The sequence below is a fragment of the Mesorhizobium sp. M0478 genome (genome assembly GCF_040321305.1).
Lineage (GTDB): Bacteria > Pseudomonadota > Alphaproteobacteria > Rhizobiales > Rhizobiaceae > Mesorhizobium.
Map to the genome: position 1 here is coordinate 44,143 of NZ_JAMYRH010000002.1, position 12,511 is coordinate 56,653.

Annotated in this window: 10 protein-coding genes; 6 read left to right on the forward strand and 4 right to left on the reverse strand. The window is 64.2% G+C overall.

Features of this window, described 5'->3' with window-relative positions; genetic code table 11:
• Window positions 1-519 precede the first annotated feature (519 nt).
• Entirely contained in the window at window positions 520-2,115 is a 1,596-nt protein-coding gene (locus NKI64_RS04610; RefSeq protein ID WP_023704161.1) for a GMC family oxidoreductase, read from the reverse strand.
• A 306-nt stretch (window positions 2,116-2,421) separates the two neighbouring features.
• On the opposite strand from NKI64_RS04610, the gene NKI64_RS04615 reads away from it, so the two are divergent.
• The 4 genes from NKI64_RS04615 to NKI64_RS04630 all read left to right on the forward strand — a co-directional run bounded on the left by NKI64_RS04615 (window position 2,422) and on the right by NKI64_RS04630 (window position 7,116).
• Entirely contained in the window at window positions 2,422-3,492 is a 1,071-nt protein-coding gene (locus NKI64_RS04615) for a sugar ABC transporter substrate-binding protein (protein ID WP_352510331.1), read from the forward strand.
• A gap of 159 nt (window positions 3,493-3,651) precedes the next feature.
• Window positions 3,652-4,635 carry an ABC transporter permease gene (locus NKI64_RS04620; RefSeq protein ID WP_352666690.1) on the forward strand — a complete coding sequence of 328 codons (984 nt, stop codon included), beginning with the start codon at window positions 3,652-3,654 and terminating at the stop codon, window positions 4,633-4,635.
• A gap of 5 nt (window positions 4,636-4,640) precedes the next feature.
• Complete coding sequence (locus tag NKI64_RS04625; RefSeq protein WP_352667378.1) at window positions 4,641-6,143, forward strand: sugar ABC transporter ATP-binding protein; 1,503 nt, start codon at window positions 4,641-4,643, stop codon at window positions 6,141-6,143.
• Window positions 6,144-6,147: 4 nt separating this feature from the next.
• Window positions 6,148-7,116, forward strand: a complete 969-nt coding sequence (locus NKI64_RS04630; protein WP_352510333.1) for an ABC transporter permease — start codon at window positions 6,148-6,150, stop codon at window positions 7,114-7,116.
• Between the two features lie 74 nt (window positions 7,117-7,190).
• Here the strand turns inward: NKI64_RS04630 and gloA are convergent, their stop codons facing one another.
• A complete protein-coding gene (gloA, locus tag NKI64_RS04635) occupies window positions 7,191-7,601 on the reverse strand; it encodes a lactoylglutathione lyase (RefSeq protein WP_019856614.1) in 411 nt (136 codons plus the stop codon).
• A 157-nt stretch (window positions 7,602-7,758) separates the two neighbouring features.
• Here gloA and NKI64_RS04640 point away from each other — a divergent pair, with 157 nt between their 5' ends.
• Window positions 7,759-9,201 (forward strand): FAD-binding oxidoreductase, encoded by a 1,443-nt coding sequence (locus tag NKI64_RS04640; RefSeq protein WP_352510334.1) that lies wholly within the window; start codon window positions 7,759-7,761, stop codon window positions 9,199-9,201.
• Window positions 9,202-9,204: 3 nt separating this feature from the next.
• Window positions 9,205-9,999 carry a FadR/GntR family transcriptional regulator gene (locus tag NKI64_RS04645; protein WP_352666694.1) on the forward strand — a complete coding sequence of 265 codons (795 nt, stop codon included), beginning with the start codon at window positions 9,205-9,207 and terminating at the stop codon, window positions 9,997-9,999.
• Window positions 10,000-10,318: 319 nt separating this feature from the next.
• Here NKI64_RS04645 and NKI64_RS04650 read toward each other — a convergent pair whose 3' ends face one another.
• The gene (locus NKI64_RS04650) at window positions 10,319-11,203 is read right to left on the reverse strand and encodes an AraC family transcriptional regulator (RefSeq protein ID WP_502901365.1); all 885 of its coding nucleotides are present in this window, start codon (window positions 11,201-11,203) and stop codon (window positions 10,319-10,321) included.
• A 230-nt stretch (window positions 11,204-11,433) separates the two neighbouring features.
• Window positions 11,434-12,510: a helix-turn-helix domain-containing protein gene (locus NKI64_RS04655; RefSeq protein ID WP_352666700.1), complete on the reverse strand. Its 1,077-nt coding sequence runs from the start codon at window positions 12,508-12,510 to the stop codon at window positions 11,434-11,436.
• Between the last annotated feature and the right edge of the window lies 1 nt (window position 12,511).

Genomic DNA, 12,511 nt, shown 5'->3' on the forward strand with positions numbered 1-12,511 from the left:
GCTGAGGCGGCTCGACCCGGAACTGGTCGCCTTCAGGAGGTCGTCCAGCCAGCCGATGTGAAATTCCTCGATACGCTGCCCGATGGTTTGGATTTGCATGCAACGCATCAAGCCTCTTCGTCGACCTCGAAGTTGGCAGGGACGGCTGAGGACGGCAGGTCGAGAAGCCCGCCAAAAGGGGGAGGGGATGGCCGGTACCGCAGGGGGCGGGGGGTTGGGATGGGGTTGCCTGAAGCACCGGCCAAAGCGGGACAAGTCCCACGCCCACAAGCTAGCAGAGGTTGGATCGGTTCATATGGTGTGATCGCGGACTGGCGCAAAAGCGCTTTCATATCCCCGCGCAGGCGTCGGCAACGAGCCCGCAACCGGGGGTTTCCGGTCGGTTGGTGGGTTGCGCAAGCGTCGGTTGAAGGCGCTGCGGGAGGCTGTCGTTTTTAGTGCGGTTCGAGTGCTATGCGCTCAGCGACAGGTGCTCAAGGCAGGGCAATCGCATGGCGCCACCACATGCGATTGTCCTGCTTACGCCACCGGCAGCGTTCGCCCCGCAATCAGATCCGCCGCCTTCTCCGCAATCATGACCACGGCGGCGTTGGTGTTCGACGACACGATGCTCGGCATGACCGAGCTGTCGCAGACGCGCAGGCCTTGCAGCCCGCGCACGCGAAGCTCGGGGTCGACGACGCTGTCGGCATCGCCGCCCATCCGGCAGGTGCCGACTGGGTGATAGGCGCTGCGGCCATGTTCTCGGGCGAAGGCTTCGAGTGCTGAGCGCCCCTGCATCGCCTTGCCGGGCAGATGCTCGCGGCTGATGTATCTGGCGAAGGCTGGCTGCGACAGGATTTCGCGGCTGATCTCGATGCCGTCGATGGCGCGTTCGAGATCATAGCGCTCGGCGAACGGGTTGGGGTCGATGATGGGCGCATCGCGCAGGTCCGCGGACTTGAGCGTGACGCTGCCGCGCGAACGCGGGCGCACATGGTAGGAGTTCAGCGTGCAGCCATTGCCGCCGGGAACCGAGCCGATGCCTTCCTCGACGCCGGCGCCGGGCAGGAAATGGAACTGGATGTCCGGCGTCTTCTCCGCGCGGTCGCCCCACCAGAAGCCGCCGGCCTCTACAATGTTGGAGGCCACCGGCCCCTTGCCGAACAGCGCATATTCAAGACCGGCAACCGCCTGCCAGCGCTTCTTCTTGTAACGGTCGATGCCATGCGGTCCGTTGAGCTCGGCGACGACATCGACGTCCATGTGATCGTGCAGATTCTGGCCGACGTTTTTGGAATCGTGGACCACCTCGATGCCGTGATGGCCGAGATGCACGGCCGGGCCGATGCCGGACAGCATCAGCAATTTCGGCGAGCCGATGGCGCCGGCGGCGACGATGACTTCGCGCTCGGCGCGGAGCAGTTCGGTGCGGCCATTGACGATGATCTCGACACCGATGGCGCGGCCGTTCTCGACCACGATGCGGCTGACGGAGGCGTCGGTGCGTAGCGTCAGATTCTTGCGGCCGAGCGCCGGCTTCAGATAGGCAACCGCCGTGCTCGAGCGTTTCCCCCGACGCGTCGTCGTCTGGTAGAAGCCGGCGCCCGCCTGCTCACCGGCGTTGAAGTCGGCGCGGAAAGGAAGGCCCGCCTGCTGCGCCGCCTTGACGAAGATGCGGGTCAGCGGATGCGGCGCGCCGCTGGAGACGCCGAGCGGGCCGTCAGTGCCGTGCTGCGCATCGGCAAAAGTGTCGTTGCCCTCGGAGCGGACGAAGTAGGGCAGCACGTCGGCATAGCTCCAGCCGGCACAGCCATTCTCAGTCGCCCAGCCGTCATAATCCTCAGGGCAGCCGCGGGTGAACACCTGGGCGTTGATCGAGGAGCCGCCGCCCAGCACGCGGGCCTGCGGATAGACCATGGTGCGGCCGTCGATCTCCTTGCCGGGCGCGGTGTCATAACCCCAGATCAGCGGCCCCGACGTCATCTTGAAGAAGCCGACCGGCAAATGGATGTAGCGGTCGGTGTCGGGCGGACCGGCCTCGAGCAGCACGACGGACACGTCCGGGTCCTCGCTCAGCCGGGCGGCCAGAATGCAGCCAGCCGAACCGCCGCCGACAATGATGTAATCCGTCATTTCCACTCCCGGGTTCTCTTTGTTGGAGCATGATCTCCGGACAAAACGGTTTCCCGATTTGTCCGAGAAAACCGGTTCCCACTTCTAGGGATCATGCTCCGGCGGGCGATGAAAATCACCGCCCCTTCTCTTGCGCGCGACGATCTCAAGTCGCTTGTGCCGCGTCAAGAGAAAGGGTATGGTTATCGTGTTGAAGGGTTGTCGTACAAGTGGAGGAGCTTGACGACCCGTCACCTGGAGGTTCCCGGCCGCGCTCCCCGCGCAAGATGCCGGGCGAACAGAATTCAATCGGGAGGATTTCGAGATATGAAGGACACGGAGAATTTTACGGTCAACCGGCGCACGCTGATGATGGGCGCCACCGCCGGCGTGGCGGCACTCGCCATGCCGAGCGTGCTGCGCGCGCAGGACAAGCCGACACTGGTGACGTCGATCCGCTCGCTGTCCAACCCCTATCACGCGGTGTGGAAGACCGGCGCCGAAGCGTATGCCAAATGGGCCGGGCTGGAACACGTCACGCTGGTTTCGGAAGGCAACAGCGAGAAGGGCATTGCCGACATCAAGGCGATGCTGGCCAAGACCGGCGGCAACATGGTGCTGAATTCCGATCCCAACGACACGCCCGATGCGCGCCCGATCGTCGAGGCCTGCGCCAAGGCCGGCGCCTATGTGGTGACCCAGTGGAACAAGCCTGGGGATCTGCACCCGAAGGATTTCAACCCGAACTATGTCTCGCATATCGAGTTCGACGGCATCGACAGCGGCAAGACCATCGCCGAGATCCTGTTCAAGACCATTGGCGGCAAGGGCGGCATCGTAGCGCTCGGCGGCCTGATCTCGACCACGGCGGCGATCGAGCGCAAGAAGGGCCTCGATGCGGCGCTCGCAGCCAACCCAGACATCAAGCTGCTCGACTTTCAGGTCGCCAACTGGAAGTCGACCGAAGCCTTCGACCTGATGGGCAATCTGCTCACCCGCTTCGGCGACGACATCAAGGGCATCTGGGCGGCCAATGACGATATGGGCTCCGGCGCACTGGAAGCGCTGCGTGCCGAAAATCTCGCCGGCAAGGTGCCGATCGTCGGCGTCGACGGCATCAAGACGGCGGTCGATGCGGTGCGCACCGGCGAGTTCGCCTGCACGGTCACTTCGGATCCGTTCTGGCAGGGCGGCATGGGTCTCGCCATCGGCTACAACGCCAAGATCGGCAAGTTCGACCCGACCAAGGAGCCCCCGGAGCACCGCGAGTTCTACGGCAAGGCGGTGCTGATCTCGCACGACAATGTCGAGGAATATTACAAGACCAATGTCGATGCGAAGCCCGAGATCGACTGGAACGATCTGTGGGGCCGGGTCACCGGAGCAATCCGCACCTGATCCATCGGAGTGGGCTGCAACTCCCTGGCGGCCCGCTTCCTCCCGCAGCCGTCGCGATCCCCTTGTCGCGACGGCTGTCACCAGCAGACGGGAAGCGGTTTCTTGACAATCCATACAGAACCCCTGAAGTCCGTTTCGGACATCGAGCGGACGACGCCCATGACACCGTTCCCCGGCCGCATCGCGACATTCCTGGGCGGCAGGCGCTGGCGCAGCCTGGCGCCGCTGGCGGTGCTGATTGTACTCTGCGTACTCATCGCCATTGCCAACCCCAATTTCATCGAATTGCGCAATGTGGTGCGGCTTGCGAATTCCGCCGCCGTGCCGCTGACGCTGGCGATGGGGCTGACCTTCATCATCCTGATGGGCAGCATCGACCTCGCAGTCGAAGGCACGCTTTCGGTGGCGGCGATGGTGCTTGTGCTGCTCGCCGCCAATGACGGCAACGGCAACGACTATGGCTGGTGGGCGGTGCTCGCTGCCATCGCCGCCGCCACCGCCATGGGCTTCGTCAGCGGTCTCGTCCAGACCATGCTGCGCATCCCGTCCTTCATGGGCACGCTCGGCATGTGGTTCATCGGCCTCGGCCTGTCGGTCTATATGCTGGGCGGCACGGCCATCAAGCTGAACGACGCCTCGATCCGCGACCTGGCCTTGCACCGTTTCCTCGGCCTGCCGGTGGCGGTCTGGGTCGCGTTCGGCGCCTTCCTGCTCGCCACCGTCATCCAGTACCACACCAAGCTCGGCCGCCACATATTGGCGATCGGCGGTGATGAGGATGTCGCCAAGCTCTCCGGCGTCAATGTCGTGCGCGTGCGCATCATCGCCTTTGCGCTGGCCGGGTTCTTCTTCGGCATTGCCGGTGTGCTGGCCGCGGCACAGCTCGGCCAGTCGCATGCCGTCATCGGCGACGGCAGGCTGTTTGCCACGGTTACCGCAGTGGTCGTCGGCGGCACCGCTTTGACCGGCGGCGAGGGCGGTGTGGTCAACACGCTGATCGGTGTGCTGATCGTCACCGTGCTTGCCAATGGCATGATCCTGCTCGGCATCTCGCCCTACATCCAGCAGACGGTGCAGGGTCTGATGATCATCGCCGCGGTGGCGCTGTCGCTCGACCGTGTCCGCCTGAAAATCGTCAAGTGAACGCCATGCTGCAGGTGTCCAACATCATCAAGAATTTCCCCGGCGTCCAGGCGCTGCGCGACGTCTCCATCGAAGTGCGGCCCAATGAAGTTGTCGGGCTGATCGGCGAGAACGGCGCCGGCAAGTCGACGCTGATGCGGGTGCTGGCCGGCGGCTACCGGCCGGATGGCGGCTCGCTCACACTGGACGGCGAACAGCTGCGCATGCGCAACGCCCGTGATGCGGCCAGGCATGGCATCGGCATGGTGTTCCAGGAGCAGTCGCTGGTGCTGAACCTGACGGTTGCCGAAAACATCTATCTCGGCGGAGAGGACCGCTTCACCCGCTTCGGCCTCGTCAATTGGCGCGCCATGAACACGGCGGCGCGGCGGCAACTGGCCAAGATCGGCATCGACATCGACGTCACCGCGCGCACCTCCGAACTCACCTTCGCGGCGCGCCAGATGGTCGAGCTCGCCAAGGCGCTGACCCTGGAGGAAGTGGTCGAGCGGCAGTTGCTGATCCTGCTCGACGAGCCGACCTCGGTGCTCAACGCCGCCGACATCGAGGTGCTGTTCGCGCGGGTGCGCTCGCTCAAATCCCGCGCCAGCTTCGTCTTCGTCTCGCACCGCCTCGACGAGGTGCTCAATATCTCCGACCGCGTCTACACGATGAAGGATGGCGCCGTCGTTGCCGAACATCGTGCAGCCGAAGTCACCGCGCCTGAGCTGCACGAGATCATGGTCGGGCGCGGCCTGCAGGCGGAGTATTATCGCGAGGCCCGCCAGCTGGCGCCGCGCGGTACCGTGATGGTCGAGGCCAAGGGGCTTGGCGCCAACGGTTTCTATCACGGCGTCGATCTCTCGATCCGGGCCGGCGAGATCGTCGGCATTGCCGGCGTTGTCGGCTCCGGCCGCGAGGAGGTGACGCGCACCGTTGGCGGCTTCGTCCAGCATGATGCCGGCGAGATGAAAATCGCCGGCGATGCCGTGCGCTTCTCCTCGCCGGAACCGGCGGTGCGCAAGGGCATCGGCTATGTCCCGCGCGAGCGCCGGCTCGAAGGGCTGGTGATGTTCCTGTCGATCGCGGAGAACATTTCGCTGGCCGATCTCTCCAGCGTCATGCGCCATGGCGCCATCGACTATGGCAAGGAGCGCCGGCTTGCCGCCGACTGGATCAAGCGGCTGCGCATCAAGGCGCCCGGTCCCGATGCCGCCTGCCGCAAGCTCAGCGGCGGCAACCAGCAGAAGGTGGTGCTGGCGCGCTGGATGACGGCGGGCTCGCGCATCCTGGTGCTCGACCATCCCACACGCGGCCTCGATGTCGGCGCCAAGGAGGAGGTCTACGAATTGGTGCGCGATCTCTCGGCGCAAGGCGTGGCGATCCTTTTGATTTCCGACACGCTGGAGGAAACGATCGGTCTGTCGCACCAGGTGCTGGTGATGCGCGACGGTGCAATCACCGCGCGCTTCGATGCCAGTCCGGGCAACAAGCCGAACCAGGTCGATCTTCTCAGGGCAATGGTGTGAACCGATGAATGAGGCGTTCTCCATCAGGCAGGTTTTCGAGGGCAAGTGGACGCAAGGCGCCATTCCGCTGATCCTGCTGGTCGGCCTGCTTTTGATCATCGAGATCGCCGCGCCCGGCTTCCTCACCGGCGAAACCGTGGCGCTTTTGTTTGCCAACACCGCCGTGCTGTTCATCCTGGCGACCGGCGTCACCTTCGCCATTCTGCTCGGCGGCATCGATTTGTCGATCCAGGCGGTGGCGTCGCTGGCCAGCGTCATCCTGGCGCAATTGCTGCCGTCGCTCGGCCTCGCCGCCTTTCCGGTGGCGATCCTGTCCGGGCTTGCCTTCGGCATCCTGAGCGGCGTCGTCCACGTCAAGCTACGCGTGCCGTCCTTCGTGGCGACGCTCGCCACCGGCGGCGTGGTCACCGGCCTGGCGCTCTGGGTCTCCAATGGCCGCGCCATCACCATCGAGGAGGCTGGTCGCGAAAACACCGCCTGGATCAACGCCACTGTCGCCGGCATTCCCGTGGTGGTGCTGATTTCGACGGTGATCGGCATCGCCGCCTTTCTGGCGCTGCGCTACACGCGCTTCGGCCGCCAGGCGATTGCGGTCGGCGCCGGCGAACCGGCGGCGTGGGCGGCCGGCATCAATGTCGACCGCACCAAGATCATCGCCTTTGCCGCGTCGGGTATGCTCGCGGCCATCGCCGGCGTCGTGCTGGCAGCCAGGCTGTCGAGCGGTTCGCCGGTGCTGGCCAACCAGCTGCTGCTGCCGGCCATCGCCGCCGTAATCGTCGGCGGCACGGCGATCACCGGCGGGCTCGGCGGCGTTGCCCGCACGGCGGTCGGCGCGCTGATCATTTCGATCGTGCGCATCGGCATGACCTTTGTCGGCGTCAATATCTTCCTGGAAAACATGGTGTTCGGCGCGGTGCTCATTGCCGCCGTCGCCATCACCATCGACCGCAGCAAGATCGCGGTCATCAAGTGATCCTGCCTCCCAGGCAAGCGCGGACAGGACGGGACCGCATCGGCGCGAGGCCGATGCGGTCCGGCCCGATCGGATCACATCGTGTCGAGGCCGATCAGCTCGATCTTGTAGCCGTCGGGGTCTTCGACGAAAGCGATGTGGGTGGTGCCGTGCTGCATCGGGCCGGGCTTGCGCGGGATTTTGGCGCCGCGCTTTTCCAGTTCGGCGCAGACGGCGTAGATGTCGTTGACGCCGAGCGCCAGATGGCCGAAGCCGGTGCCGATCTCGTAGGGCTCCTCGCGGCCCCAGTTCAGCGTCAGCTCGACGACGGCTTCCTTGTCCTCGGGGCCGTAGCCGACAAAGGCGTTGGTGAACTTGCCGCCGGGGTAGTCGTCGCGGCGCAGCAGGGTCATGCCGAGCACCTCGGTGTAGAAGGCGATCGACTTGTCGAGGTCGAGCACCCTGATCATGGTGTGCATATAGCGAAAGCCCGGGGCGTCGCTCATTGGGGAAGTCCTCCGAATTCTGTGATTTGCGGGTCTGATCATCCACATCGAACGCTTGGCGGCAAGCCTCGCTTGATGTTCTCAATCAGGGTTGTATGATAACACGACAACGTCGGTATTTGTCCAGTCGTTTTGCCGAGGGGCCCAGAGCCAATCCATGAATGCCGTGCTGCCAACCTCCGCATCGCAGATCGCAGCCCTGGCCGGCCTGCTGCCGAATGGCGGGCTGCTGACCGAGGAAGTGGATCTGGCGCGCTACAGCCGCGATTGGTCGGGCGATCATTTCGGCCGGCCGCTGGCGGTGGCGCGGCCCTCCTCGGTGGATGAAATGTCGGCGCTGATGCGGTTCTGCCATGCCGAGCGCATTCCGGTCGTGCCGCAAGGCGGCCTGACCGGGCTCGTGGGCGCCGCAGTGGCGGCGGATGGCGGCGAGATCGTCATCTCGCTGGAGCGCATGAACCGTATCCGTTCGATCAGCCCGATCGACTTTGCCATGGTGGTCGAGGCTGGCTGCATCCTCGAGGATGCCAAGCGCGCCGCCGAAGCGAGCGACTGCCTGCTGCCGATCACCTTCGGCGCGCAGGGCAGCTGCCGCATCGGCGGCAATGTCGCCACCAATGCCGGCGGCTTCAACGTGCTGCGCTACGGCATGACGCGGGACCTGGTGCTTGGCCTCGAAGTGGTGCTGGCCGACGGCCGCATCTGGAACGGGCTGAAAGTGCTGCGCAAGGACAATCGCGGCTATGATCTGAAGCAGATCTTCATCGGCTCGGAGGGCACGCTGGGCATCGTCACCGCGGCGGCGCTGAAACTATTCCCCAAGCCGACGCAGATCGAAACCGCGCTGGTTGGCCTGCGCTCCGTCGAGGATGCGATGGCGCTCTATGCCCGCGCCCGGCGCGATTGTAGCGACCTGCTCACCGCCTTCGAACTGATCCTGCGCGTCGGCATCCAGATCACCATGCGCGAGGGCAAGGATTTTCCCGATCCGCTCAGCCAGCCTTACCCGGCCTATGTGCTGATCGAGGTGTCCTCCGGCGGGCTGATCGACCTCTCCAATATGCTGCTGGGGTTTCTCGGCAGCGTCGAGGACATCGTCGAGGACGGCGTCATCGCTTCGACCAGGGCTCAAGGTGAGCGGTTGTGGCTCTACCGCGAGATCATGGTCGAGCGGCAGGGCAGGGGCGGCCGCTATTTGCGCACCGATGTCTCGGTGCCGATCTCGCGGCTTGCCGATTTCGTCACCGATGCGCTGGCCGCCTTGGAGAAGGCGCGGCCTGATGCGCTGGCCGTCACCTACGGCCATGTCGGCGACGGCAACATCCACCTCAACGTCGTGCCGCCGGAAGGCATGGGCATCGAGGCGATGGAACATCTGTTCGAGCAGGCGGAAGCCGAGATCTTCACCGTCGTCGATCGCTATGGCGGCTCGATCAGCGCCGAGCACGGCATCGGCCGGGTCAAGCAGAAGGCGTTCCTCGAACGCATCGATCCGGTGACGCTCGACCTCGCCGCCGGCATCAAGGACGCATTCGACCCGCGCCATATCTTGAGCAACGGCCGCATTCTGGCGCCGGCCGCCGCCGTCGACTATAGGTGAGCGATGACGCTGAAACTCGACAAGGTCAATCGCGGCCCACACCTCTCCACTCTGGTGGCCAGTTCCATCTCGCGCGAGATCGCGCAAGGGCGCCTGAAGCCGGGTGACCAACTGCCGACCGAACAGGCGCTGGCGACCACATTCGGCGTCAGCCGCAACGTCGTGCGCGAGGCGATCGCGCGGCTGCGCTCGGAAGGCCGCATCTGGTCGCAGCAGGGGCGCGGCGCCTTCGTGGTCGAGAGCAACAACCCGACGGTGCTGACCATCGACCATGAGACGCTGCAGCGCGCCGACTCGTTTCGCAATTTGTTCGAACTGCGTGGCATCCTCGAAGTGCAGGCGGCGGCCCTTGCCGCAAAACGGCGCAGCGACGCCGATCTCAAAGCCATGGGCGATGCGCTGTCCGGCATGCGCGCCGCCCCCTATGGCAGCGTCGCCTGGCTGCGCAGCGACCTCGAATTCCACCGCACCGTCGCCGAGGCGACGCGCAATTCCTACATGGGCCAATTCCTGGTCTTCGTGTCCGAGCGGGTGCGCGAAAGCATTCTCGCCGCCGGCAACCAGCAAAAGTCGGACGACATGGCCCGCATCACGCTCGGCGAACATGAGCGCATCCTGAGAGCGATCCGTGCCGGCGACGCCAAAGGGGCGCAAGCCGCGATGCGCGACCATCTGGCGGGCGCGGCGCTGCGGGTGGGGTTGCATGAGGGGGAAGCTGCGGAGGCAGTGCCGGGGCCCGAGACAGCGTCTCCGGTGCGGCATTCGAGATTGCGGAAGGCTGTGCGCGGGCAGGCTTAGGGATAGCTTGCCTTGTCCGCGCGCTGGGCCAATCGCCTATGGCAGCGCTGACCCCACTCCTTCTCGGCTTCGCCGAGCCACCTTGCCGGGGCGAGCCACGGGTCTCGCCCGTCCTTCGGACCCCCCATTTCATGGGGATGAGGAAATGCCAATCTCCGAGATCGCAGCCCTTCAAAAGCTTGGGTTTCCTCTCCCCCACGAATGTGGGGGTAGAGGTGGCTCGGCGAAGCCGAGACGGAGTGGGGGAGCGCCATACAGATTTCACTCGGTCGTCGGCTCAACCAGCTCAGGGCCGGAGATAGGCCGCCACCCCACCGCGCTATTTCAGCGGCAGAAACAGCTCAAGCACCACCTCGCGCACCGGTCCGTTCGACGAAAAGTGTCGCTGGCAATAGATCGGAAAGTCGCGCGCCTCCTCGCCGCTGGCCGGAAGCCATTCGCGGTAGAGGTAGAGCGCTGCCGGCTCGAGATTGTTGGTGTTGCCGGGGTAGCGCAGCACCGCGCAGCGTCCGCCGGGGATCCCGCCGGCCTTCATCTGGGCGTCCTCGATCGGCCCGCCTTCTACCGGCAGGTCGGTTCCGGCACAGATATCCATGCTGTAATCGGCCGGGTTCGCCGGCTCCCTTTCGGAACGGAAGATGTTGAAGGTCGGGCTTCTCTCGGGCGAGAGGCCGGCCGCCTTGCGCCAGGCGATGAAGCGCTGGATGGTGTCCTGGAGCGTCGCCCGGTCGCCGCGATGCTCCATGATCGCCACCGGCGTCGGCGGCACTTCGCGGATCATTACGTCGTCGGGTTCGAAGATTATCTGCATGAGCGTGGTCCTTGCTTTGTCGAGCGGCCCGAAGGCCATGAGCCACGCACCCCAGTCGGGAGACTTCCGGAACGACGAAGGCGATTGTCCGAACCGTTGCCGAAAGGCGCGGGCGAAGGCATCCGGTGCGTCGTAACCGGCATCCATCGCTATGTCGGTGACGCTTTGGGCGTCGCTCTCGGCAAGCCGGTACGAAGCGCGCTTCAGGCGGGCGAGCTGGACATAGCGATGCACGGACACCCCGAAGGTGGACGTGAACTGCCGGTGGAAATGGAATTTCGAAAACGCCGCGACGCCGCTTAGCGCCTCCAGGCCCAGATCGTCGTCCAGATGCTGGTCTATGTGGTCCAGCACCCGCTGCATCCGGGCTTGGTAGTTTTCAAGTGGCGTCATCAACGTCTCGTCCTGCGTGGCGACACCAGATAGGCGGTTCCGGACATGTCGCGCTCGACCGATCTTGCGGTTTGACGAGGCCGAGGAAGGTGATCCACCGGCAGGCCGCGGAATGGGCCATCATTCCGTCCGGTTGCCCGCGAGAATGCCACCGGGCACCGCAGAAAGCGAGTTGCCGAAAAGAGGCCGCAGCGGTGGATTAATCGGCAGCAAACGCTTGCTGATCGCCGTCATCGAACAAGTCGTAGACCAGAACGGGGTTTGTCAATTCCATATATCGTACAGATGTCGTCGGGCCAGAGCGCGAACAGGTCAGCCAGGTCGTCCAGTGAATAACCAAGCTCGTTTAGGTGAGCGTCAATGAGACGGCGATTGAGAGCTGTCGGCTCAATGGGGAAATTCAACTCTTGAGGTTCTCCGCGACTTTTATATCCCATGGCGCTGTATCGCTTCCACAAGAGTTGTTTCTGGCCTGGTCCGACATAACCAAGCTCGTCTGCTGCATACAAAAGGGCTGCCATCGATACCCGCCATTCAGGCTTGAGCCTTGCCACCAACTGTAGGTCAATACGGCGGCCCTTGAAGTACGGGCGGATATCGTCGGCAGGGATCAAAAGGCCGCTGGCGAATTCATTGGCTTCCTTCTCCATTTCTGGTGAGGGAACGCTATGCATAACTAAATGCGCCAGTTCGTGCGCCAGCGTGAAGCGCATACGGTCTGCCGACAAATTGCCGTTTAAGACGACAATTGGAGGTAGGCCGGCAAGCCGAAGTGTCAGACCATCAACGTCGATTTTTTCCAAATCTGTGTGGAAGACAAAGATGCCAGCACGCTCGACAAAGTCGGTCAGGTTGATCAGCGGCCCAGCGGGAATGCTCCATGCTCGGCGTACAAGCTTTGCGATCTCGCGACAGTTCTTGCCATATTCCCCGGGCTCGTACTGTGGGAGTTTCAGTTCAGGCTCGAAGATGATCGATGGCATCAGCTCCCGAAGATGCATCGCTCGAATATTGGCTCCAGCCAATACACGGTCGATCTCGCGCTGCGACACGGACTGCCTCTTGCGCCACATCGGGTGAAAGCTGAGTGGAATGCCGGAGGGGTGATAGTTCTTTTCGAAAAAGGCGGCACGAACGGATAGCGCCTCGGCACAACTCTCGATCACCGACTGTGAGGGTTGGAGTGCACTATTCTCGGCGCGCGACAGGATAGCCGCGTCGACGCCGACGCGGTCCGCCAGCTCCTTCTGGTGGAATCCTCTAAATTGCCGCGCCAAACGCAGCATTGCTCCATTAAAGCCGGGCATA